This is a genomic window from Candidatus Pantoea symbiotica, assembly GCF_056491525.1.
Map to the genome: position 1 here is coordinate 1,008,447 of NZ_JBSZHR010000002.1, position 22,043 is coordinate 1,030,489.

Below are 22,043 nucleotides of genomic sequence, written 5' to 3' on the forward strand. Positions count from 1 at the left end.
AACTCGCTGCTTTCGGACAGCTAACCAGTTTATGCTGATGACCGAAAACAGCCAGTTTCCTGCGGCGGAAATGCGATAATCGCCAGCAGAGATTAAGCCGGAGGTGCACCATGTATCATGCCAAAATCATCGCAACGCCCGTTGGCGAGCTCACGATTGTTGCCACCGATAAGGGATTGTCGGCGATTCTGTGGGAAAACGAAGGCGCGCAGCGCGTGCCGTTGAAGCCGATTAGCCGTAACGATCAGCATCCGATTCTGTGTGAGGCTGAACGCCAGCTGCGCGAATATTTCGCCGGTGAACGTCAGCAGTTTGATATGCCGTACGACACTGTCGGCACCGAGTTTCAGAAAAAAGTGTGGCAAGCGTTACTGACTATTCCGTTTGGTGAAACGCGCAGCTATCTGCAAATCGCTGAGCAGATCGGCAATCCGAAAGCGGTGCGCGCCGTGGGCGCAGCTAACGGTAAAAACCCGCTATCGATTATGGCACCGTGTCATCGCGTAATAGGCAGCAACGGCAAACTCACCGGTTTTGCGGGCGGGCTTAGCGTTAAAGCTTTCCTGCTGGAGCTGGAAAGTCCACAGAAGAGCGCATTGTTGCTATAGAGCGCGCAAAAAAGAGACGACACTCTCGCGCAATTCCGCTATCGTGTTTAGCATATAAAACACGATGGCGGTTTTGATGCCGCATCATTGCCGTAACAGGCAATTTTGTTAAATTGAGAAAACGAGAGCCGTGTCATGAGTCTGATGTTTGATCCTGAAAGCGCGATCTATCCTTTCCCGCCGAAACCGGCACGTCTCAGTGACGATGAAAAATCCCATTACAAAAACAAAATCAAACGCTTGCTGAAAGAACGTGATGCGGTGATGGTGGCGCATTACTACACCGATCCTGAAATTCAGGCGCTGGCGGAAGAGACCGGCGGCTGCGTATCGGACTCACTGGAAATGGCGCGTTTCGGCAGCACACATTCCGCTAAAACCTTGCTGGTGGCGGGCGTGCGTTTTATGGGCGAAACCGCAAAAATTCTTAGCCCGGAAAAAACCGTGTTGATGCCTACCTTGCAGGCGGAATGCTCGCTCGATCTCGGTTGCCCGATTGAGGAGTTTAACCGCTTCTGCGATCAGCATCCCGATCGCACCGTGGTGGTGTATGCCAACACCTCGGCGGCGGTGAAGGCGCGCGCGGATTGGGTCGTCACCTCAAGCATCGCGGTTGAGCTGATTGAACATCTCGACAGTCTCGGCGAGAAAATTATCTGGGCCCCAGATCGTCACCTTGGCCGCTACGTCACGCAAAAATCCGGCGCAGATGTACTGTGCTGGCAGGGCGCTTGTATCGTGCATGACGAGTTCAAAACGCAGGCTTTGCAACGCATGAAGGCGCTCTATCCGGATGCGGCGGTGCTGGTGCATCCTGAATCGCCGCAGGCGATTGTCGATCTGGCCGATGCGGTGGGATCCACCAGCCAGCTGATTCAGGCGGCACAAAACTTGCCACATCCGCAGATGATCGTTGCCACCGATCGCGGCATCTTCTACAAAATGCAGCAGGCGGTGCCGAACAAAGAGTTGCTGGAAGCGCCAACCGCAGGTGAGGGCGCAACCTGCCGCAGCTGTGCGCACTGTCCGTGGATGGCAATGAACGGCCTGAAAGCGATTGCCGAAGGATTGGAACGTGGCGGCAGCGAGCATGAAATTCATGTCGATGATGCGCTGCGCGAGGCCGCGTTGATCCCGCTTAATCGCATGCTATCCTTTGCTGCAGATCTCAAACTTAAAATCAAAGGGAATGCATGACGGGCTCCCGTTACACAGGCACCTTATATGGACTTCTTTAGCACGCAAAATATTCTGGTTCACATTCCGCTAGGCGTTGGCGGCTACGATCTCTCCTGGATCGAAGCCGTTGGCACCATCGCTGGCTTGCTGTGTATCTGGCTCGCCAGCCTGGAAAAAATCATCAACTACTTTTTCGGGCTGATTAACGTCACGCTGTTCGCGGTGATCTTCTTCCAGATTCAGCTCTATGCCAGCTTATTGCTGCAGCTGTTCTTCTTCGTCGCCAACGTTTACGGCTGGTACGCGTGGAGTCGGCAAACCGCCAACAATGAAACTGAGCTGCAAATTCGCTGGCTGCCGCGCTCAAAAGCCTTGGGTTGGAGCGCGGCGTGCGTGGTGGCGATTGCGCTGATGACAGTGTACATCGATCCGGTGTTTGCCTTCCTGACCAAAACTGCAGTCGGCATTATGCAGAGTCTTGGCCTCAACGTGGCGATGCCGCAGCTGCAGCCGGATGCTTTCCCATTCTGGGATTCATGCATGATGGTGTTGTCGATTGTGGCGATGATTCTCATGACGCGTAAATACGTTGAGAACTGGCTGCTGTGGGTGGTGATCAACGTTATAAGCGTGATGATATTTGCGCGTCAGGGCGTTTATGCCATGTCACTGGAGTACGCGATTCTGACGCTGATTGCGCTTAACGGTTCGCGCCTATGGATGCAAAGCGCACGCGAACATGGCTCGCGCGCGCTGTCACATCAGTGATGATGATGAGCGTGACCTTCCAGCGCAGCATGATCGTGGTGATCGTGCTGCGCGGCGCTGTTATCTAAACAGAGCTCACAGTCCGGTCCGCTGCACGGCTGATACTCCATCTGCACCGTGGCGTGGGCAATTTGATAGTGCTCATGCAGATAATGGTGGATGCGCTTAAGCAAGCCGTCATGATCGTAAGGCGGAATCACCTGTACATGCAGCGTCAGCACCGGCTTTTCACCTACTTGCCACAGATGAACGTGATGCACGTTACGCACTTCATCGATATTGCGCGTCAGCTCACGCGACAGTTTATCCGCGTTGATATGGCCCGGCGCACCTTCCAGCAGCTCATGCAGACTCTCGCGCAGCAGCGACCAGGCGCTGCGCACCACCAGCAATGACACCAGCAGCGACAGAATCGGATCGATCGGCGTCCAGCCGGTCAGCATGATGATCACTGCCGCGACAATCGCACCGACCGAACCCAGCAAATCGCCCAGCACATGCAATGCTGCCGCACGCACGTTGAGATTCTTCTCTTCGCTGCCGCGGTGCAGCAGCCAGAACGACAGCAGATTGGCCAGCAAACCGGCAATGGCGATGCCGAGCATCAATCCGCCGGCTATTGGCTGTGGCTCGTAAAAGCGACGCAGCGCTTCCCAGACAATCAGCACCGTTATCACCAGCAGCGCAATGGCGTTGACGAACGCCGCTAAGGTGGTGAGGCGCAGCAAGCCGAAGGTATGACGCGCGTTGGGTTTGCGCTGAGCAAATTGCACCGCAAGTAACGCCATCAGCAGTGCGGCGGCATCGGTCAACATATGTCCGGCATCGGCCAGCAGCGCCAGCGAGCCAGAAACCAGCCCGCCAATCACTTCCGCCACCATAAACAGCGCCGTTACGCCAAACGCCGCTGCCAGCCTCGTGCGGTTGCTGCTAGCTGCGCCGTGGGAATGAGTGTGTGCCATAATTTTCCAGTTGTTTAAGTAACCTGTTTGTTAATGATATCAGTAAATTGAGATCATCAAGCGGCAACTGCTGCTGTTTGGTCTGCACAATCAACCGCTGACAGCGCTCGGCAACCTCATCCATCCCGAGCATCAACCAGCTGCCTTTCATGCGGTGCGCTGCCTGTTCCAGCGCTGACCAGTTTTGCTTATCGCGTGCGCTGATCAGCGAATCCCGATCCTGTTGCAGCGTGCGCTGCAAGGTCTGGCAGATGCGTGGAATAAACGCCTGATTATTCTGCGCCAAAATCAGCAAACTGTTTGGCAACAAATCCAGCGGATCTTTTATCGCGCGCGCCAGCAGCGGCGCCAGATGATCAAGCTCGATGGGTTTGAGCAGCAAGGCTTCATCGTCCTGCAGGGCGATTTTCAGCAACTGAACATCCGCAGAGCACAGCACGCGCAGCGTGGCGGTGCCGCGCTGGTGCTGTCGGCGGCGCAGAATGCGCAGCAGCGTTAAACCATCCGGGCGCGGCATCATCTGGTCGATAAACAGGATGTCGAAGGCGCGCTGGGCATCGGCGCGCAGCAGCGCTCGGCCCTCTTCAAACACCTGCGCCTGCACACCAAAGTTTGCCAGCTGCTGCTGCATCACTAAAAGATTGGTCGGATGATCGTCCACGATCGCTACACGCAGCTGCGGGTAAAGTGGCCAGCTTGCTGTGCGCTCGGTTAACGGCTCTTCGCTCAGTACTAACGGCAACTGCACGCTGACCGTGGTGCCGCTGCCGGGTTCTGATGTGAGCGTTAGCGTACCGCCCATCCGTTGCACAATCTCGCGACAGATAAACAAACCCAATCCGCTACCTTGTACCGCATGGCTTTTGCCGGATGGCGCCTGATACCAGGGTTCAAACAGCTCTGCCTGCTCGTCAAGCGGAATGCCGCTGCCGGTATCGGCCACCGTAAGCTGGATATGCGCATCAACCGCCAGCGACAGGCGCACTTCGCCTTCGCGGGTAAACTTCAGGGCGTTGGCGACCAAATTATTCACCACCTGCTGCAGGCGATCGCCATCCAGTAACACGCTGGCAGGCAACGGCGTCAGGGCTTCGGCAATCAGGTTTGGCCCGGCATCGCGCATCAAGGGATGATAAAACTGCTGCTGTTGCTGCAGCCAAAGTGTCAGATTGAGCGGGCGCGGCGCCAGGCGGAAGCTCTGGCTCTCAATGCGTGCGTGATCCTGCAAGTCGTTCAGCAGCGCCATCAGCGAGCGCGCGCTGCTGTGCATCAGCGCCAGCCGTTCGCTTGGGTGCTGTTGCTGTTCCAGCTCCAGCAAACCGAGAATCGCCTGCATCGGCGTGCGCAGTTCGTGGCTGGCGGTGGCGAGAAACTGGCTCTTGGCGGCATTGGCGCGTTCGGCCTGTTCACGCTGCAGTCGATCACGACGCTGCTGCCAGTAACGACGCGCCAGCAAACCCAGCAGCAACAGAATAATCACGCCAGCCGCAATCAAAATCATCAGCGGAATATTGCGCATCGCTATCGTCGTGCCGGGCTGCGGCGGCTGCGACCAACTGACGCGCATCTGGTTGAGCGTATCGGGCGGGATCTGCTGCAGAGCATGGTCGAGCAGGGCGCGCAGCTCAGGCTGTTCAGCGCTTACCTGCGGTGCCAGCGGCCAGGCGATATCGCTGGCGGCAAACGCCAGATGCACGCGATTATCTTCGTGACTCGCCATACGCCAGCGCGCGGACAACACGTTATCCACCAGCGCATCAATCTGGCCGCTATTCAGCGCTTGCCACAGCTGCGCCCGGTCGTCGAACGGCTGTGGCGTAATGCCTGATGGCAGCAAACGTGAGGCGAGATCGTCACGCAACACACCCACGCGCTGGCCTTGTAGGGATTGCCAGTTCATTGGCTGATGCGTGGCAAGCGTGTAAATCCCCCAAATGGCGCGCCATACCGGCAAGGTGTTGCTGCCGGGATCGTCGCCATACAGCGGTTGTAACAGATTCAGCATTACCTGCTGTTGCTGCAAAAGCGTGGCGGCCTGCTGCGGATTGTTGACCCAGCGTGGAGTAAAACGCAGGCCGGTACTTTGGCTTAAGGCGTTTAGCAGGTCGATGCCAAAGCCACGCGCATTGCCGTTGCTGTCGCGATAACTCCATGGCGCGTTATCCGCCTCAACCGCATACGGAATCTCGTTGTGCTGCGCCAGCCACTGTTTTTCGCCGGCCGACAGCATCAATGTTTGCGTGTCCTGATAACGCAGCAGCGGCGGACTCCAGCGCTGCTGGACGCGACTGCTGAATTCGGCGGGCAGCAGGCGCAGCTGGCTGTTAAGCCAGTGGATCAAGGCGGCATCGCGCGCCAGCGCACGTAGCGTCAGTTCACCCGCGCCGGGATCGGCGGTGATTTGGTAGATTTGTCCTTGCTGCAGCTGGCCCAGCAGGAAACCGGCGCTGGCTTCATCGGCGACCAGGTAATCGCTCTGCTGATTAAGCAGTGCATACAGCGCCTGCAGATCACCCGGCAAGGTGTGCCAGCGATGCTGCTGGACAAATTCGGCGGGTAATTGCGCTAACGTCGCCTCGGCAATGGTGAGCTGCGCGGTGTCGCTGTTGAACATCACCGCGCGCTGATTATCCCGGTTGCGATAGATACGAATCGGGCTGCTGTACCAGCTGTCGCTGAGCAGAACATCGGGCGGCAGCTCGGCGTGTTGATTACTTAACACCAAATCTACTTCGCCGCGCTGCAAGGCTGCCAGCTGCTGCGCGCGATCGGCATAGCTTTGCAGCGTGAAATGGGTACCTGTCAACTGGCTAAGCGCGCTGAGATAGTCGGCGTCGATGCCCCAGATGTGATCGCCAATGCGCATCGCCCAGGGCGCGCTGTTCTGTGCCGGCACCGCGACGCGCAAGGTTGCACCCGGCCACGGCTCGGCGTGCGGCGCTGGCATCATTGCGGGTAACATCACGCTGCTGGCGGGTTGCAGATCGGCTTTCGCCAGCACACTCAGCACCAACAGGCTGAGTAGCAGCCATATCCTCACTGCTGCGCTTTCCACAATTCAGCCAGCTCAACCACCGATTGCACGCCGGTTTTCTCCAGGATGTTTTTCTTGTGGGTGCTGACAGTTTTATTGCTGATGTGCAGCTGCTCGCCAATTTGCAGATTCGATAAGCCGCGCACTAACAGCGCCACAATTTGCTGCTCCTTCTCGGTTAACGGCAGTTCGATACGCTCTGGCAGCGGCGGAAACGCCTGTTGTCCGCCGAGCACTGCCAGAATTGCACTCAGCAGTTGCGCCATGCTTTGGCTTTTCACCACGTAACCGGCGGCGCCCAACGACACTGCGCTGAGCAATGTGTGACGGCTCTGCTGCGCTGAGTAGATCAGCACCGGGCAGTCTTGGTGGCGCACACGAAAACGGCGCAGCAGCTCGAGGCCGTCGCAATCGGGTAAGCCAATATCCAGCACAATTAAATCGATGGGATGTTGCTGCAGCAGTTGGCGGGCCTGAGCTTCGTCGCCAGCGGCGTGAATTTTCAGCGTGATGGGAGCGTTAACGCAAGCCGCTTCCAGTGCGACTTCAACTAACGGGTGATCATCAATAAGCAGCAATGAAGCCATGAATCAGTTCCTGTGAATTTCATTGCTTCAGCATAGCGGAAAAGGGCGGGGCACAAAATAAAAGGGAGAGCCGAAGCTCTCCCGATTGATACCAATGACTTACTTATTGCGTGGTGCCATCGGTCTTATGATGCTTGGTTCCGACTTTTTTATTCATGTCAGGGCATTTGCCCTCTTTACACATTGAATTTTTATGAACCTGTTCCGCAGACATATTGCTGGTGTTGGTGCCGGATGTTGCAGCGCTATTCGTATTCATGCTGCCGCTGTTGATTTTGCTGTTATCAACTTTATTTGGTGGAAGATTCTGTTTTGCACCACCCGCTGCTGCGCCGGCTTCTGCTGAAGCGTTAGCCGCGCCATTATTGTCTGCAGCCATTACAGCACCGCTACCTAAAGTCATCGCTGCCGTCAGAAAGATCATTGCAAACTTATTCATCATTATGCTCCAGTAATTAATGGATAGTTGCCGTCAAACACGCACTGGTGTTAATTGACGAAAATAGCGTGCCGCGATGGAATAAAATTCCACCTTATACGCTTCGCTTAAATATTAAATTTTGTAAACACCTCATTCCTTAGTGCTTACATTTAAAAAGCTTAGTGCATAGATATATAAATGCAAACTTGAGATATACATTTTAGCCACGGTGCGTAATTTACACCTACCGCGTGAAGGGCTAAAGTGGGCGGGTTGCGCCCGACGGACGTTGGGCCAGAAATTTGAATGGAATTGTGTATGGATTACCAGAACGACGATTTACGCATCAGAGAGATCAAAGAGTTACTTCCTCCTGTTGCCTTGCTTGAGAAATTCCCCGCCACTGATAAAGCTGCCGAAACCGTTGCGCAGTCACGTCAGGCGATTCACCGCATTTTGCATGGCGAAGATGATCGTCTGCTGGTGGTGATCGGTCCGTGCTCGATTCACGATACCCAGGCTGCGCAAGAGTATGCCGCGCGTCTGCTGAAATTGCGTGATGAGTTGAAAGACTATCTCGAAGTGGTGATGCGCGTTTACTTTGAAAAACCGCGCACCACGGTGGGCTGGAAAGGGCTGATCAACGATCCATTTATGGATGGCAGCTTCCAGATCAACGACGGCCTGCGGCTGGCGCGCAAGCTGCTGGTGGATATCAATGATATCGGTTTGCCTGCAGCGGGTGAGTTCCTCGATATGATCACGCCACAATATATGGCCGATCTGATGAGCTGGGGCGCGATTGGCGCACGTACCACTGAATCGCAGGTGCATCGCGAGCTCTCTTCCGGCCTCTCTTGCCCGGTGGGCTTCAAAAACGGCACCGACGGCACCATTAAAGTGGCGATTGACGCGATTGGTGCAGCCAGCGCGCCACACTGCTTCTTGTCGGTCACCAAATATGGTCACTCGGCGATTGTCGAAACCAGCGGTAACGAAGATTGCCACATCATTCTGCGCGGCGGCAAAGAGCCGAACTACAGCGCTGAACACGTGGCGGCAGTGAAAACCGGTCTGGAGAAAGCAGGCTTGCGTCCGCAGGTGATGATCGACTTCAGCCATGCCAACAGCAGCAAGCAGTTCCAGCGTCAGATGGTCGTTTCTGATGACGTGGCGCAGCAGATTGCCGGCGGTGAGCAGGCGATTACTGGCGTGATGATCGAGAGTCATCTGGTGGAAGGCAATCAGAGCCTCGAAAGCGGCAAACCGCTGGTGTACGGCCAGAGCGTGACCGATGCCTGCATCGGCTGGGAAGACACCGAGAAAGCGTTGCGTCAGCTGGCTCAGGCGGTCAAACAGCGTCGCGGTTAAGCTTAGCGGCAATAAAAAAGGCCAGACTCGCGTCTGGCCTTTTTGCGTTTCAGCGGTCGCTTACTTCGCTTTACCCTGGTTTGCTACGGCTGCCGCTTTCGCAGCGATCTCGTCAGCATCACCCAGATAGTAACGTTTGAGCGGCTTGAAGTTCTCGTCGAACTCATACACCAATGGCACGCCAGTTGGGATGTTCAGTTCGAGAATCTCGCCTTCGCTCAGATTGTCGAGGTATTTTACCAGTGCACGCAGTGAGTTGCCGTGTGCAGCAACGATCACTTTCTCACCGCTCTTAATGCGCGGCAGAATGCTTTCGTTCCAGTAAGGAATCACGCGTTCGATGGTCAGCGCCAGGCTTTCGGTGGTTGGCAGCTGCGCGTCAGTCAGTGAAGCGTAACGCGGGTCGTGGCCAGGGAAACGCTCATCAGCGCGATCCAGCTCTGGTGGGGTGATGGCAAAGCCACGACGCCACTGTTTCACTTGCTCGTCACCGTATTTAGCGGCGGTTTCTGCTTTATCCAGACCTTGCAGCGCACCGTAGTGACGCTCGTTCAGACGCCAGGTTTTCTCAACCGGCAGCCAAGCCTGATCCAGCTCATCCAGCACGTTCCACAGCGTGTGGATAGCGCGCTTCAGCACTGAGGTGTAAGCGAAATCAAACACGAAACCTTCTTTCTTCAGCAGCTGACCGGCTGCTTTGGCTTCAGTGCGACCTTTGTCAGACAGGTCAACGTCGTACCATCCGGTGAAGCGGTTTTCCTGGTTCCACTGGCTTTCGCCGTGTCGCACCAGTACCAGCTTAGTTACGGCCATAGCTTTACTCCTTAATGCTCGATTTACGATTAGTATTGAAACCGGCTGCGGCCGCTGAGAAGCGGCTCACTAATAGCGCCATACCATAGCGGAAAACAACGCACGGCGTAAGCCTGTCGGCAGCGCAGTGCGCGTTTTTCATCCGGTGGCTCAGTGCGGCGTGAAGCGATAACGCGTCACGGACTGCCAGCTGTCGCCGGGTTGCAGCCAGCAATCGGGCTGCGGCCACTCTGCATGGTTGGGCGAATCCGGTAAAAATTCGCTCTCCAGAGCGATGCCCTGGAAAGCAGTATAGCTGTCCTGCTCACGGGCGCGTGTTCCCGCCAGATAGTTGCCGCTGTAGAACTGCAACGCCGGGGCAGCAGTAAATACGCTCAGCTCCAGCTTGCCATCCGCAGACCACAAATGGGCGGCGGGCTGGCTGCTGTCGCCAGCGGTGTTGAGCAAAAAGGCGTGGTCATAGCCTTTCACCGCTTTTTGATCGTCATCGGCGAGGAACTCATCAGCGACGCGCTTCGGCTGGCGGAAATCAAAACTGTTTCCCGCTACCTCTTTCAGCGGCGCGTTAGGAATACCTTCGCTATCCACCGGCAAGTAACGATCGGCGTGCAGTTGTAAGCGATGCTGGCGCGCATCACCATGATGCGCATCAAGATTAAAGTAAGCATGGTTGGTCAGATTGACCGGGCAGGGCTTGTCGGTTTGCGCTTCGTAGCGAATCGACAGGCAATTATCATCATCAAGTTGATAGATGACATCGGTGATTAAATTACCGGGATAACCCTGATCGCCATCCGGCGAATCGAGGCGATAGTGCACCTCGCTTTCGCTCTGACTGAGGATCTGCCAGCGACGTTTATCGAAACCTTCCGGCCCGCCGTGCAGCTGATGTGCGCCCTGATTCGCTGCCAGCAACAAATTAAGCGGCTTCAGTTCGGCCGAGGCGATGCGGTTTGCGTAGCGGCCAATCGTCGCGCCAAGATAGGCATCCTGATGCAGATAATCAGATGGCGTGGCGCAGCCGAGCAATGCTTCACGCACGCTGTGATCCAGCATTGGCACGCGCGCTGACAGCCAGGTCGCGCCCCAATCCATAAAGGTCGCGACCATGCCGTTGCGATTACGCAGCACAGTGATGCGCCACGGTTGCCCGTCTGGCGCGTGTGAATTCACATCACTTACCATTGGCCTGCTCCTGCGGACGCTTTGCACACGTAGAAGGTCTCTTTGATGCCGGTTTGTGCTTCATACTTCTCGGCCACCACCGCTTTCACCGCATCGACCAGATCGGTTGGCATCAGCGCCACGATGCAGCCACCAAATCCGCCGCCGGTCATACGCACGCCGCCGCGCGGGCCGATTTCTGCTTTCACAATCTCAACCAGTTGGTCGATTTGTGGCACGGTGATTTCGAAATCGTCACGCATCGAGGCGTGCGATTCGGCCATCAGTTCGCCCATACGTTTCAAATCGCCAGCGCTTAAGGCATCGGCTGCTTCCAGCGTGCGCGCATTTTCGGTAATGACGTGACGCACGCGTTTGGCTACCAACGCATCCAGTTCGCCTGCTGAGGCTTCGAACTCTTCCAGCGTCACATCGCGCAGCGCCGGTTTATTGAAGAAGCGCGCGCCGGTTTCGCACTGCTCACGACGCGTGTTGTATTCGCTGCCCACCAGGCTGCGACGGAAGTTGGAGTTGATGATCACCACTGCGACATCTTCCGGCATCGATACCGCGCGCGTGCCAAGCGTGCGGCAATCCAGCAACATGGCGTGATCCGGCTGACCGAGCGCGGAGATCAGCTGATCCATGATGCCGCAGTTGCAGCCGACAAACTGGTTTTCCGCTTCCTGACCGTTCACTGCAATCGCTGCGCCGTCGAGGTTCAATGCATACAGCTGCTGGAATACGGTACCAACCGCCACTTCCAGCGACGCCGAAGAGCTCAGGCCCGCGCCTTGTGGCACGTTGCCGCTGATCACCATATCGACGCCACCAAAGCTAGCATCGCGTTTCTGCAGATGTTTCACCACGCCGCGCACGTAATTGGCCCACATTGGCTCTTTCAGCGGCTCAATCGGCGCATCCAGCGAGAAGCTATCCTGCTGATTGTCGTAATCGACGGCAATCACGCGCACCTGACGATCGTCGCGTTTGGCGCAGGCAATCACGGTTTGATAATCGATGGCGCACGGCAGCACGAAGCCATCGTTGTAATCGGTGTGTTCGCCGATCAGATTGACACGGCCCGGTGCCTGAATGCTGTGCGTGGCTGGATAGCCGAAGGTGTCAGCGAATACCTGTTGAGTAATGGATTTTAATGACATTTATTGCGCCTCGCGGAAATGGACATCGCTGACAGAACGCAGACGTTCAGCTGCCTGTTCCGCCGTTAAATCACGTTGGGTTTCGGCCAGCATTTCATAGCCAACCATAAATTTGCGTACCGTGGCTGAACGCAGCAACGGTGGATAGAAGTGCGCATGCAGCTGCCAGTGATCGTTACTTTCGCCATTGAACGGCGCGCCGTGCCAACCCATTGAATAGGGGAATGAGCACTGGAACAGGTTGTCGTAGCGGCTGGTGAGCTGCTTGAGCGCCAGCGCCAGATCGGTGCGCTGTGGCTCGGTGAGATCGGTGATGCGTTTCACATGGGCTTTCGGCAGCAGCAAGGTTTCAAACGGCCACGCCGCCCACCACGGCACTACCGCCAGCCAGTGTTCGGTTTCCACCACCGTGCGGCTGCCTTCATTCATTTCACGCTCGGCGTAATCGACCAGCATCGGCGTGCCTTTCTCGGCAAAATAGTGACGCTGATGGTCATCTTCTTTTTGCGCTTCGTTCGGCAGGAAGCTGTTGGCCCAAATCTGACCGTGTGGATGCGGATTGGAGCAGCCCATCGCCGCACCTTTGTTTTCAAACACCTGCACCCACGGATAGTGCTGGCCGAGATCGGCGGTCTGTTCCTGCCAGGTACGTACGATATCTTCCAGTCCGCTCAGCGGCAGCTCAGGCAGCGTTTTGCTGTGATCTGGCGAGAAGCAGATCACCCGGCTGGTACCACGCGCGCTTTCGCAGCGCATCAAAAGATCGTCGCTCTGCGGTGCGTCTGGCGTGTTGGTCATCAGCGCGGCAAAGTCATTGGTGAACACGTAAGTGCTTTTATAGTTGGGGTTTTTGTCACCGGTAATGCGAGTGTTTCCCGCACAGAGGAAACAGTCAGGATCGTGCGCCGGCAGCTGCTCCAGCGCCGGGGTTTCCTGCGCGCCTTGCCACGGACGCTTAGCGCGATGGGGTGAGACCAGCACCCATTGATCGATCAATGGGTTATAACGGCGATGCGGATGATCGACCGGGTTAAATTTTTCCATGATGAGTCCTGGTAAACGGCAAACAGATAAAAATGATTTTGATCAAAGTAGCACAAAGACCAGCGTGAAAGCGTGATCCAGTCTGGATAAATGGTATCGTTTACACAAGGTGACGATTCTCATTTTGTGGGGTTATCAGTGCTATTTGCTTACTTACCAGGCAATGAAATGGTAGCGGTTACATTGCCTTCATACTTCGAACTGCTGCTGCGTTGGCTGCGCATGCGCGCCCCAGTCACTTACTGATGTAAGCTCCTGGGGACTTGCCTGCTTGCCGCCTTGCAGCAGCACGAATTATTTTGGCAATGGCTTTATTGCACGGTAGGCCTTCGTAGGGTCGCCATTCATGGCGACCGCTAATTAACGCAGCGACTCTTGCAGAAAACCGTAGCCCTGTTCCTGCGCGACAAAACTCAGGCGGTGGGTGATGCACTGCGGGGCATCTTCGGCGTGGTGGGAAACAAACAGCAGTTGCGTGCGACCTTCACCAATCAGCACATCGACAAAGCGACGCACCAGCTGGCGGTTAATCGGATCCAGCCCTTGCAGCGGTTCATCGAGGATCAATAACGTAGGATGCTTCACCAGTGCGCGCGCAATCAGCACCAGCCGCTGCTGTCCCCACGACAAACTGTGGAACGGCGCATCGGCCAGCTGATTATCCATACCGAGCAACGTCAGCCACTGACGCGCCAGCGCTTTTTGCCGATCGGACACAGCCTGATACAAGCCAATCGAGTCAAAGAAGCCGGAGAGCACCACGGTGCGCACATTGCAGCTGACGCGATAATCGAGGTGCAGGCTGCTGCTGACGTAGCCGATATGCTGCTTGATATCCCAGATGGTTTCACCGCTGCCGCGTCGGATGCCGAACAGCGTTAAATCGTTGCTGTAACCCTGCGGATGATCGCCGGTCACTAAACTGAGTAGGGTAGATTTACCCGCGCCGTTCGGCCCCACAATCTGCCAGTGTTCGCCGGGATTAACCTGCCAGTTCAGGCCATCAATTACCGCTTTATCGTTGTACGACACCACGCCGTTGCGCAGAACCACGCGCGGCGCATCTTCGGCCAGCTGCGGCAATTGATCCGGCTGATCCGCTTCCGGCAGCGCCATGCCCTCGAGTTTCTCGCTGTGTGCCAGCTGTGCCACCAGCGCTTCAGCCAGAATCGCGCGGCGCTCGCCCACGTGGGTTAGCGTGCACTCCGCCAATACGCCAACCTTCTCGACAAACTCGGGAATATCATCAAAACGATTGAGCACCAGCACCACGCTATAACCGCTTTGATGCAAATCGCTGAGGGTTTGCGCCAGGCTGGCGCGCGACGCCACATCCAGGCCATCAAAAGGTTCATCGAGGATCAGCAAATCCGGCTGCGCCATCAGCGCCTGACACAGCAGCGTTTTGCGCGTCTCGCCGGTGGAGAGGTATTTGAAGCGACGATCAAGCAGATAAGTGATGCCAAACTGCTGCGCCAGCGCCTGACAGCGCGCCTCATCTTTCACTTCGTCCTGAATGATCTGCGCGGCGGTGCGGCCGGTATCGTCTTCGCCTTCACTCAGCAGATCGGTGTTATTGCGTTCCCACTCATCGCTGACCAGTTTTTGCAGCTGCTCTAACGAAAGACGCGTGCGGCGCTGAAAATTCTGCTGCACGCTGCCTTTGCCGGGCAGCAACTCGCCGGAGAGGGCGCGCGCCAGCGATGACTTGCCGCTGCCGTTGGCGCCGACGAACGCCCAGCTTTCGCCGCTGTCGAGAGTTAAATCGTTGAGGGACAGTGCTCGGGTGTCGCTAAGGTGAAACGTGCCTTGCGAAATTTGCAATGAAGCCATGATTTATTCCGTTTTATGCATCGTGTTGCTCAGTTTTAGCCAGCGATGCAGGCGAAGTCAAATCATGGCGTGGATTTCAGAGCAGTGTGGCGATGATGGCGTGTTCGGCATTAAAACTGGCGGTGACGCTGGCGCCAACCTGCAGATTCTGCTGTTTCACCGCGTCATTGGTGACGGTAGCGCACAGCGTTTCGCCGCTCGGCAACGCCATCAATACTTCGCTAACCTGATCGCCGGGCTCAATCGCGCTGATCTGCGCGGCCAGCTGATTATCGCTACTGTCGGCGGCGTGACTGACGTGAATCCACGGCGCTTTAATCAGCACCAGCACCTCTTTGCCGCTGTCGAGTTGCAGCCGTTCAGCGCTGCGGGCGGTGATCGCCACTTGCAGGCGCGTCACGCCATCAGCGAGCAGCACCTCAATGTGCTGCTGCACCTGCTGGTGATCGCTGGCCAGCACCGTACCAAACAGCTGATTGCGCGCGCTGGTTTGCAGCGAGAAGCGCGCAATTGCTGCCAGCAAACTGTCGAGCGGCAAACTGTCGTTTTGCAGCACATCGAAGGCTTTCTGTTGAATCTGCTCCATTAACTGGAACAGCTGAATCAAGCGTTCGCCATAACGCGTCAGCTGCGCGCCGCCGCCGCCTTTGCCGCCGGTCGCGCGATCCACTAGCGTTTGATCGGCCAGCTGATTCATTTCATTGATCGCATCCCAGGCGCTTTTGTAGCTGATGCCCGCCAGTTTCGCGCCCTGGCTAATCGAGCCAGTTTGCTGCACGCGTTTCAGTAATTCGATGCGGCGCGGATCGGCAAACAGCTTTTGCTGAAGACGAATATGGAGAGAAAGTTCTGCCTGCATGTCAGCTCCTTAGGTTTATCTGACCAGTGTAAGGCCTAAAGTAAAAGCACGAAAAGGGCAGTGCGTTTTTTTCGCTAACCGTTACAATCACTTTTTTATTTTCTGCGTGAGGTTTCCATGCTGGAACTGTTAAAAAGCCTGGCTGTGGCTATCATCATGGTGCCGATTGTGATGGCTATTATGCTCGGTCTGATTTACGGCCTGGGTGAAGTTTTCAACGTCATCTCAAAATTTGGCCGCCGCGACGATCGTCCTGCCAACAGCTCACAACACTAATTTCTCAACGCCCGCTTCCTGCGGGCGTTTTGTTTCTGAACTTTTGTAAAATCCTGCCGATAAATATCCTATCGTCTTGGTCACCATAAATGGCGACCCTACGTCACCAAATAGCGGCTGACATGCTTTGTGCTCACGTTGTATTATCAAATATATAACGTAACAAGGAGCAACAAATGCAAACAATCAATTACCGCTGGGCTGCTGCAACCGTTTTAGGCGTTTCGTTGGCGGGTCACGCCGTGGCCGCAGAGAAAATTACCGTGTTCGCGGCGGCATCGCTGACCAATGCGCTGCAGGAAATTGCGACGCAGTATCAGAAGAAAAGTGGCGTAGAAGTGGTCTCGTCTTTTGCCTCTTCTTCGGTGCTGGCGCGCCAGATTGATCAGGGCGCACCGGCCGATCTGTTCATCTCTGCCGATCAGCAATGGATGGACGATGTGGTGGCGAAAAACAGCGTGGTGACCAGCACACGCTACACGCTGCTTGGCAATGATCTGGTGCTGATTGCGCCGAAAAGCGACGCGGCTAAAGCGGTCACCATTGACAGCAAAACCGACTGGAAAAGCCTGCTGAAAGGCGAGCGTCTGGCGGTGGGCGACCCGGATCACGTGCCAGCGGGCATTTATGCCAAAGAAGCATTACAAAAACTCGGCGCGTGGGACGCTTTATCCCCGCAGCTAGCGCCGGCTAATAATGTGCGTGCCGCGCTGGCGCTGGTTGAGCGTAATGAAACGCCGTACGGCATCGTGTATGGTTCAGACGCGGTGGCCAGCCAAAAAGTGCAGGTCGTGGGACGATTCCCGGAAGATAGCCACAAGCCAGTGGAATATCCGATGGCGATTGTCAAAGAACATAAGAACGCAACGGTAGAAGCCTTCTACAACTATTTGCAGGGGCCGGATGCCGCTGCCGTGTTTAAACAGTATGGATTCACGCCGAAGAAATGATATTGAGCGATCCCGAATGGCAGGCCGTTTTTCTCAGCCTGAAAGTTTCTTGTGTAGCTGTGATCTGCAGCTTGCCGTTTGGCATCATGATGGCCTGGATACTGGCGCGCTGCCGCTTTCCGGGCAAAACCCTGTTGGATAGCATCGTCCATTTGCCGCTGGTGCTGCCGCCGGTGGTGGTCGGTTATCTGCTGCTGATCGCTTTAGGCCGTCGCGGTTTTATCGGCGAATGGCTGTATGACTGGTTTGGCTTCACCTTTGCCTTTAGCTGGCGCGGCGCAGTGATCGCTTCGGCGGTGATGGCGTTTCCGCTAATGGTGCGCGCGATTCGTCTCGCGCTGGAAGCGGTGGATACCAAACTGGAGCTTGCCGCCCGCACGCTGGGTGCCGGGCGCTGGCGCGTGTTTTTCACCATCACACTTCCGCTCACCTTGCCGGGCATTATTGTCGGCACGGTGCTGGCCTTCGCCCGCTCGCTGGGCGAATTTGGCGCCACCATCACTTTTGTCTCCAACATTCCCGGCGAGACGCGCACCATTCCGTCGGCGATGTTTACCCTGATTGAGACGCCGGGTGCGGAAGGCACCGCAGCGCGACTTTGTGCGGTGGCGATAGCGTTAGCGCTGATGTCGCTGGTGGCGTCTGAGCTGCTGGCGCGCTGGGGCCGTAAACGGCTGGGAGCGGCATAATGCTAAATCTGCATCTTTCTCAGAAGTTGGGCGATCACCTGCTCGACGTCAACGTCAACATTCCCGCCAGCGGCATCACCGCCATTTTTGGCGTATCGGGCGCGGGCAAAACCTCGTTAATTAACGCGATTGGCGGATTAACCCAGCCGCAAAGCGGGCGCATCGAGTTAAACGATCGTCTGCTGTTCGATTCGGCCACGCGCGTGAATTTGCCGCCGGAAAAGCGCCGTATCGGCTATGTGCTTCAGGATGCGCGACTGTTCCCGCACTATCGCGTGCGCGGCAATCTGCAATACGGCATGGCGCCCTCAATGAAGCCGCAGTTCAACGCGCTGGTGGCGCTGCTCGGTTTAGAGTCGCTGCTGACGCGTTATCCCGCGTCGCTTTCGGGCGGTGAAAAACAGCGCGTGGCAATTGGCCGCGCTTTGCTGACCGCGCCCGATATTCTGCTGATGGATGAACCGCTGGCATCGCTCGATCTGCCGCGCAAACGTGAGCTAATGCCCTATCTGCAAAAGCTGGCGAAGCAGGTCGATATTCCGATTCTTTACGTGTCGCACAGCCTCGATGAAATCCTGCAGCTGGCAGATAACGTGCTGGTGCTGGATGCCGGCCAGGTGAAAGCCTTTGGTCCGCTGGAGAAAGTGTGGGGCAGTTCGGCGATGCGTCCGTGGCTGCCGCTCGCCGAGCGCACCAGCGTGCTGCGTGTGCAGGTGCTGGAGCAGCATCCCGATTACCCGATGACCGCGCTGTCTCTCGGCGATCAGCATATTTGGGTGAGCAGGGTGAATCAGCCGCTGAAAACGCCGCTGCGTATTCGAATCGCCTCGGCCGATGTATCGCTGGCCTTGCAGCCGCCGCACAATACTTCGATCCGCAATATTCTGCCGGCGCAGGTGGTTGAGCTGCTGGAGATTGACGATCAGGTGGAAGTGAAGCTGCGTATTGGCATCAGCGAGTTGTGGGCGCGCATTTCACCGTGGGCGCGAGATGAGTTGGGCATCCGGCCCGATCAGTGGCTGTATGCGCAGATTAAGAGCGTGTCGATAGCGGCATAACAAAAGGTCGCCATGAATGGCGACCCTACAAAACCGCACTAAACATCTGTAGGGTCGCCATTTATGGTGACCGAAAAGCGTTGATGCGGAGGGTTAACTAGAGAACTTCCTGATAAATCACTTCGGCGATACCCGGCTCCAGATTGGTGCCAATCACCTTTTTGGCGCGCGCTTTGATGGCGTCATCGGCATTGCCCATCGCCACGCCTAATCCCACCTGTTCCAGCATGCTGAGATCGTTGTAGTTATCGCCAAACGCCAGCACGTCTTGCATGCTAAAGCCCTGACTTTCAACCCACTGCGCCAGACGCTTGCCTTTGCTGTTGCCGCCTTTGGCGATATCCACCTGATCGTGCCACGACCATTCACACGCCAGACCGAGTTCGGCTTCGGTGCGTTCAGCAAACTGCTGCAGCGCACGCGTGTCGGGATGCGACAGCGCGAATTTCCAGATCGAGTCAGCGTCAATCGCCGCCTGCGCCAGGCTTGGTACCTGCAGGAACAGCGGACGCTGCGCTTCCGGCAGCGATTGCGCCCAGTTCAACGTACGCGTCACATGGCCGGTTGGCGTCTGGTAGAGCATCGCATCATCGACATACAGCAGACCGTGGATGTTCTCTTCATCCAGCATCTCAATCACACGCGCGGCTTTGCTTTTATCTAGCGGATCGGCGGCCAGCACCTGTTTCGCCGGATAATCATACAAATAGGTGCCATTACAGCAGATTGCGGGTGTATCCAGCTTAAGTGCCTGATAAAAAGGGTGGATAGCGCAGTGGTGGCGACCGGTGACGATCAACACTTTCACGCCCGCCTGTTGCGCGCGGGCCAGCGCTTCGATGGATTCAGGCAGAATGGTTTTGTTCGGGGTCAGCAGGGTGCCGTCGAGGTCAAGGGCGATTACGCGGTAGCTCATTACACTTTCCGTCCGGGAGTTGGCAAAGCATTGAGTCTACACCCGGCAGCGGCCCTGAGACAAAAAACAGGGCACAAATGAATCCAGCGCGACAAAATGAAACGCGCTACAGTTATCCCTTTCATCAGGCAGCGAATAAGGAAAACGCATGAAACAAGTCGTGTATACCGCCAGTCCCGAGAGCCAGCAGATCCATGCCTGGCAGTTGCAGGAAGATGGCGCACTGACGTTATTGCAGGTAACGGATGTTGCCGGCCAGGTGCAGCCGATGGTGGTGAGCCCGAAGAAAGATTTCCTCTATGTAGGTGTTCGTCCGAATTTTCGCGTGCTGGCGTTCCGCATTGCGGCCGACGGTTCGCTGAGCCTGGCCGGTGAAGCGCCGCTGCCGGGCAGCCCAACCCACATCTCCACCGATCGTCACGGCAATTATCTGTTCTGCGGCTCGTACAACGATGCCTGCGTCAGCATCAGCCCGATTGGCAGCGATGGTTTGCCGCAAGCGCCAAGTCAGGTGATCAGCGGGTTGGACGGCTGCCACTCCGCCAATATCGACCTGAAAAACCAAACGCTGTTTGTTCCGGCACTGAAGCAGGATCGCATCTGCCTGTATCAACTGAACGCAGACGGCACGCTGTCCCCGCGTGAACAAGCGCAGGTCACCACTGTTGAAGGTGCGGGTCCGCGTCACATGGCCTTCCACCCGAACGGCGCGTATGGCTACGTGGTGAACGAGTTGGATAGCAGCGTCGATGTCTGGGCGTTGAACAATGTGCACGGCCAGGTTGAGCGGGTGCAGAGCCTCGACATGATGCCGAAAGATTTCAGCGACACGCGTTGGGCGGCGGACATCCACATCACGCCGGATGGCCGATTCCTCTATGCCTGCGACCGCACTAGCAGCACTATCACAGTGTTCAGCATCAGTGAAGATGGTTCGGTATTGGCGATTGAAGGTTACCAGCCGACTGAAACCCAGCCGCGCGGCTTCAATATTGATCACAGCGGTCAATATCTGGTGGCGGCGGGACAAAAATCGCACCATATCGAAGTGTATAAGATTCAGGAGCGCGGCCTGCTTAACCCGCTGGCGCGTTACGCAGTAGGACAAGGCCCAATGTGGGTGGTAATCCACCAGCTGTGATATCTCGCAGGGTCGCCATTTATGGCGTAATGCATGTCAGATAAGCAGCGTGCTGACATCGCAGGGATTCCGCCCGCTAAGCATCTGGTAGTTTCAGAATGTGTGAAGCAGGCGGCCGGGCTAAGGTCCGAAGGCGCGGACCTTAGCAATCCGCGCCTGCGCCGTCCTCGCTGTTCCCTCGCTTATCCTTCCGGCCTGACGGACCGCGCGGATTCGCCTTCCTGGCTCATGCCGCGCTTTCGCCGACGTCCTGTCGGCTCATCCTGGCCGTCACTCTGCGCTCGGCGCTGCGGATGGCGCGCAACAGCGCCGCCTGTGATGACAGTGTCCGTACGTATTCATGCGCACCAGGTCGCCATAAATGGCAACCCTACGGAATTTTTAGCGATGGCGAGTCAGGAAAATGCATTGCTGCTGCAGCGCGGGTGTTGAGGCGACATCCTAAACCGCTGAGGGAATGAGGGATTCCAGGGCGAGCCGCATGGATGCGGCGAGAGGTGGCGCTGAGCAGGAGCGAATCGCCGCCGGTCCGTCAGGAATCGTGAATGAGTGAAGGCACCGCGAAGCGGCGGGTTGGGCTGGCGCAAGGCCCGGGAGTGCAGAGGGCGCGGCCAGGCGCCCTTTGCTCGGTCGCAGCACGGAGATGCTGCAACTGCCTCAGCACATGGCGAACGAAAGTCGCTCTGTGCTTAACTGATCGGCATTACGCCATTTATGGCGACCTTTTTTATTACGCGTACTTCACTGTAATCGACGCACTGGCCAGCGCGTGGAAATGCACGTTAAAACCCACCATCGCGCCACTCGCGCCTTCATCGACGTCAATCTTATCCGTATCCATGGCATGCACCGTAAAGATGTAGCGATGCGATTCGCCCTGCGGTGGCGCTGCGCCGCCGTAGCCGGTTTGGCCAAAATCGGTGCGCGTCTGAATCGCGCTTTCCGGCAGTTCTGCCACGCCGGAACCGGCACCTTGCGGCAACTCGGTGACTTCTGCCGGAATGTTCGCTACCACCCAATGCCACCAGCCGGAACCGGTTGGCGCGTCGGGATCGTAGCAGGTGACAACAAAGCTTTTGGTGCCCGCCGGCACATCATCCCACGCCAGATGCGGTGACACATTGTCGCCCTGGTAACCCATGCCGTTGAAAACGTGTCGCTCTGGCATCTTATCGCCGTCGTTAAAATCCTGGCTAACTACGCGCAT

General features: G+C 56.6%; 21 protein-coding genes. 9 read left to right on the top strand and 12 right to left on the bottom strand.

Annotated features, from left to right (window positions below):
- Positions 1 to 110: 110 nt before the first annotated feature.
- From ACXIZX_RS05255 to pnuC, 3 genes are all read left to right on the top strand, one after another.
- Positions 111 to 608: a methylated-DNA--[protein]-cysteine S-methyltransferase gene (locus tag ACXIZX_RS05255; protein WP_061717355.1), complete on the top strand. Its 498-nt coding sequence runs from the start codon at positions 111 to 113 to the stop codon at positions 606 to 608.
- 135 nt (positions 609 to 743) lie between these two features.
- Positions 744 to 1,805 carry a quinolinate synthase NadA gene (gene nadA, locus ACXIZX_RS05260; protein ID WP_479403720.1) on the top strand — a complete coding sequence of 354 codons (1,062 nt, stop codon included), beginning with the start codon at positions 744 to 746 and terminating at the stop codon, positions 1,803 to 1,805.
- A 27-nt stretch (positions 1,806 to 1,832) separates the two neighbouring features.
- The gene (pnuC, locus tag ACXIZX_RS05265; RefSeq protein ID WP_479403721.1) at positions 1,833 to 2,555 is read left to right on the top strand and encodes a nicotinamide riboside transporter PnuC; all 723 of its coding nucleotides are present in this window, start codon (positions 1,833 to 1,835) and stop codon (positions 2,553 to 2,555) included.
- On the opposite strand, the gene zitB is transcribed toward pnuC, so the two are convergent.
- The 4 genes from zitB to ACXIZX_RS05285 form a co-directional block, all read right to left on the bottom strand.
- Entirely contained in the window at positions 2,549 to 3,517 is a 969-nt protein-coding gene (zitB, locus tag ACXIZX_RS05270) for a CDF family zinc transporter ZitB (protein WP_061717352.1), read from the bottom strand. The genes pnuC and zitB overlap by 7 nt on opposite strands.
- On the bottom strand, positions 3,486 to 6,572 hold the full coding sequence (locus tag ACXIZX_RS05275; protein ID WP_479403722.1) for an ATP-binding protein: 3,087 nt from the start codon (positions 6,570 to 6,572) through the stop codon (positions 3,486 to 3,488). Before ACXIZX_RS05275 ends, zitB begins: the two co-directional genes overlap by 32 nt.
- Positions 6,554 to 7,138, bottom strand: coding sequence for a response regulator (locus ACXIZX_RS05280; RefSeq protein WP_479403723.1), 585 nt, complete (start codon positions 7,136 to 7,138; stop codon positions 6,554 to 6,556). Before ACXIZX_RS05280 ends, ACXIZX_RS05275 begins: the two co-directional genes overlap by 19 nt.
- A 103-nt stretch (positions 7,139 to 7,241) precedes the next feature.
- Entirely contained in the window at positions 7,242 to 7,577 is a 336-nt protein-coding gene (locus ACXIZX_RS05285) for a YbgS-like family protein (RefSeq protein WP_154192254.1), read from the bottom strand.
- 300 nt (positions 7,578 to 7,877) lie between these two features.
- On the opposite strand from ACXIZX_RS05285, the gene aroG reads away from it, so the two are divergent.
- A complete protein-coding gene (gene aroG / locus ACXIZX_RS05290) occupies positions 7,878 to 8,930 on the top strand; it encodes a 3-deoxy-7-phosphoheptulonate synthase AroG (RefSeq protein ID WP_479403724.1) in 1,053 nt (350 codons plus the stop codon).
- A gap of 60 nt (positions 8,931 to 8,990) precedes the next feature.
- On the opposite strand, the gene gpmA is transcribed toward aroG, so the two are convergent.
- The 6 genes from gpmA to modE all read right to left on the bottom strand — a co-directional run bounded on the left by gpmA (position 8,991) and on the right by modE (position 15,806).
- Complete coding sequence (gene gpmA, locus ACXIZX_RS05295) at positions 8,991 to 9,743, bottom strand: 2,3-diphosphoglycerate-dependent phosphoglycerate mutase (protein ID WP_479403725.1); 753 nt, start codon at positions 9,741 to 9,743, stop codon at positions 8,991 to 8,993.
- A gap of 150 nt (positions 9,744 to 9,893) precedes the next feature.
- On the bottom strand, positions 9,894 to 10,928 hold the full coding sequence (gene galM / locus ACXIZX_RS05300; protein ID WP_179451547.1) for a galactose-1-epimerase: 1,035 nt from the start codon (positions 10,926 to 10,928) through the stop codon (positions 9,894 to 9,896).
- Positions 10,922 to 12,070 carry a galactokinase gene (galK, locus tag ACXIZX_RS05305; RefSeq protein WP_154153312.1) on the bottom strand — a complete coding sequence of 383 codons (1,149 nt, stop codon included), beginning with the start codon at positions 12,068 to 12,070 and terminating at the stop codon, positions 10,922 to 10,924. Before galK ends, galM begins: the two co-directional genes overlap by 7 nt.
- A complete protein-coding gene (gene galT / locus ACXIZX_RS05310; RefSeq protein ID WP_479403726.1) occupies positions 12,071 to 13,114 on the bottom strand; it encodes a galactose-1-phosphate uridylyltransferase in 1,044 nt (347 codons plus the stop codon).
- Between the two features lie 360 nt (positions 13,115 to 13,474).
- A complete protein-coding gene (gene modF / locus ACXIZX_RS05315; protein WP_479403727.1) occupies positions 13,475 to 14,947 on the bottom strand; it encodes a molybdate ABC transporter ATP-binding protein ModF in 1,473 nt (490 codons plus the stop codon).
- 76 nt (positions 14,948 to 15,023) lie between these two features.
- The gene (modE, locus tag ACXIZX_RS05320) at positions 15,024 to 15,806 is read right to left on the bottom strand and encodes a molybdenum-dependent transcriptional regulator (protein WP_154153307.1); all 783 of its coding nucleotides are present in this window, start codon (positions 15,804 to 15,806) and stop codon (positions 15,024 to 15,026) included.
- Between the two features lie 117 nt (positions 15,807 to 15,923).
- On the opposite strand from modE, the gene ACXIZX_RS05325 reads away from it, so the two are divergent.
- The 4 genes from ACXIZX_RS05325 (at position 15,924) to modC (ending at position 18,779) form a co-directional block, all read left to right on the top strand.
- Positions 15,924 to 16,082, top strand: a complete 159-nt coding sequence (locus tag ACXIZX_RS05325) for an AcrZ family multidrug efflux pump-associated protein (protein WP_007890616.1) — start codon at positions 15,924 to 15,926, stop codon at positions 16,080 to 16,082.
- A 176-nt stretch (positions 16,083 to 16,258) separates the two neighbouring features.
- Positions 16,259 to 17,032, top strand: a complete 774-nt coding sequence (modA, locus tag ACXIZX_RS05330) for a molybdate ABC transporter substrate-binding protein (RefSeq protein ID WP_479403728.1) — start codon at positions 16,259 to 16,261, stop codon at positions 17,030 to 17,032.
- Entirely contained in the window at positions 17,029 to 17,721 is a 693-nt protein-coding gene (gene modB, locus ACXIZX_RS05335; RefSeq protein WP_008109064.1) for a molybdate ABC transporter permease subunit, read from the top strand. The genes modA and modB overlap by 4 nt, the downstream gene beginning before the upstream one ends.
- The gene (modC, locus tag ACXIZX_RS05340; protein ID WP_479403729.1) at positions 17,721 to 18,779 is read left to right on the top strand and encodes a molybdenum ABC transporter ATP-binding protein ModC; all 1,059 of its coding nucleotides are present in this window, start codon (positions 17,721 to 17,723) and stop codon (positions 18,777 to 18,779) included. Before modB ends, modC begins: the two co-directional genes overlap by 1 nt.
- A gap of 97 nt (positions 18,780 to 18,876) precedes the next feature.
- Here the strand turns inward: modC and ACXIZX_RS05345 are convergent, their stop codons facing one another.
- Positions 18,877 to 19,695, bottom strand: a complete 819-nt coding sequence (locus tag ACXIZX_RS05345; protein WP_008109070.1) for a pyridoxal phosphatase — start codon at positions 19,693 to 19,695, stop codon at positions 18,877 to 18,879.
- 148 nt (positions 19,696 to 19,843) lie between these two features.
- Here ACXIZX_RS05345 and pgl point away from each other — a divergent pair, with 148 nt between their 5' ends.
- Positions 19,844 to 20,836: a 6-phosphogluconolactonase gene (gene pgl, locus ACXIZX_RS05350; RefSeq protein WP_061717344.1), complete on the top strand. Its 993-nt coding sequence runs from the start codon at positions 19,844 to 19,846 to the stop codon at positions 20,834 to 20,836.
- A 730-nt stretch (positions 20,837 to 21,566) separates the two neighbouring features.
- On the opposite strand, the gene ACXIZX_RS05355 is transcribed toward pgl, so the two are convergent.
- A complete protein-coding gene (locus tag ACXIZX_RS05355) occupies positions 21,567 to 22,043 on the bottom strand; it encodes a kinase inhibitor (RefSeq protein ID WP_179451533.1) in 477 nt (158 codons plus the stop codon).

What these genes read in the sequence shown, in the direction of transcription:
- ACXIZX_RS05255 (WP_061717355.1), top strand. Translation starts at nt 111, where the DNA reads ATGTATCATGCCAAAATCATCGCAACGCCCGTTGGCGAGCTCACGATT.
- nadA (WP_479403720.1), top strand. Translation starts at nt 744, where the DNA reads ATGAGTCTGATGTTTGATCCTGAAAGCGCGATCTATCCTTTCCCGCCG.
- pnuC (WP_479403721.1), top strand. Translation starts at nt 1,833, where the DNA reads ATGGACTTCTTTAGCACGCAAAATATTCTGGTTCACATTCCGCTAGGC.
- zitB (WP_061717352.1), bottom strand. Translation starts at nt 3,517, where the DNA reads ATGGCACACACTCATTCCCACGGCGCAGCTAGCAGCAACCGCACGAGG.
- ACXIZX_RS05280 (WP_479403723.1), bottom strand. Translation starts at nt 7,138, where the DNA reads ATGGCTTCATTGCTGCTTATTGATGATCACCCGTTAGTTGAAGTCGCA.
- ACXIZX_RS05285 (WP_154192254.1), bottom strand. Translation starts at nt 7,577, where the DNA reads ATGAATAAGTTTGCAATGATCTTTCTGACGGCAGCGATGACTTTAGGT.
- aroG (WP_479403724.1), top strand. Translation starts at nt 7,878, where the DNA reads ATGGATTACCAGAACGACGATTTACGCATCAGAGAGATCAAAGAGTTA.
- gpmA (WP_479403725.1), bottom strand. Translation starts at nt 9,743, where the DNA reads ATGGCCGTAACTAAGCTGGTACTGGTGCGACACGGCGAAAGCCAGTGG.
- galM (WP_179451547.1), bottom strand. Translation starts at nt 10,928, where the DNA reads ATGGTAAGTGATGTGAATTCACACGCGCCAGACGGGCAACCGTGGCGC.
- galK (WP_154153312.1), bottom strand. Translation starts at nt 12,070, where the DNA reads ATGTCATTAAAATCCATTACTCAACAGGTATTCGCTGACACCTTCGGC.
- galT (WP_479403726.1), bottom strand. Translation starts at nt 13,114, where the DNA reads ATGGAAAAATTTAACCCGGTCGATCATCCGCATCGCCGTTATAACCCA.
- modF (WP_479403727.1), bottom strand. Translation starts at nt 14,947, where the DNA reads ATGGCTTCATTGCAAATTTCGCAAGGCACGTTTCACCTTAGCGACACC.
- modE (WP_154153307.1), bottom strand. Translation starts at nt 15,806, where the DNA reads ATGCAGGCAGAACTTTCTCTCCATATTCGTCTTCAGCAAAAGCTGTTT.
- ACXIZX_RS05325 (WP_007890616.1), top strand. Translation starts at nt 15,924, where the DNA reads ATGCTGGAACTGTTAAAAAGCCTGGCTGTGGCTATCATCATGGTGCCG.
- modA (WP_479403728.1), top strand. Translation starts at nt 16,259, where the DNA reads ATGCAAACAATCAATTACCGCTGGGCTGCTGCAACCGTTTTAGGCGTT.
- modB (WP_008109064.1), top strand. Translation starts at nt 17,029, where the DNA reads ATGATATTGAGCGATCCCGAATGGCAGGCCGTTTTTCTCAGCCTGAAA.
- modC (WP_479403729.1), top strand. Translation starts at nt 17,721, where the DNA reads ATGCTAAATCTGCATCTTTCTCAGAAGTTGGGCGATCACCTGCTCGAC.
- ACXIZX_RS05345 (WP_008109070.1), bottom strand. Translation starts at nt 19,695, where the DNA reads ATGAGCTACCGCGTAATCGCCCTTGACCTCGACGGCACCCTGCTGACC.
- pgl (WP_061717344.1), top strand. Translation starts at nt 19,844, where the DNA reads ATGAAACAAGTCGTGTATACCGCCAGTCCCGAGAGCCAGCAGATCCAT.
- ACXIZX_RS05355 (WP_179451533.1), bottom strand. Translation starts at nt 22,043, where the DNA reads ATGCGCGTAGTTAGCCAGGATTTTAACGACGGCGATAAGATGCCAGAG.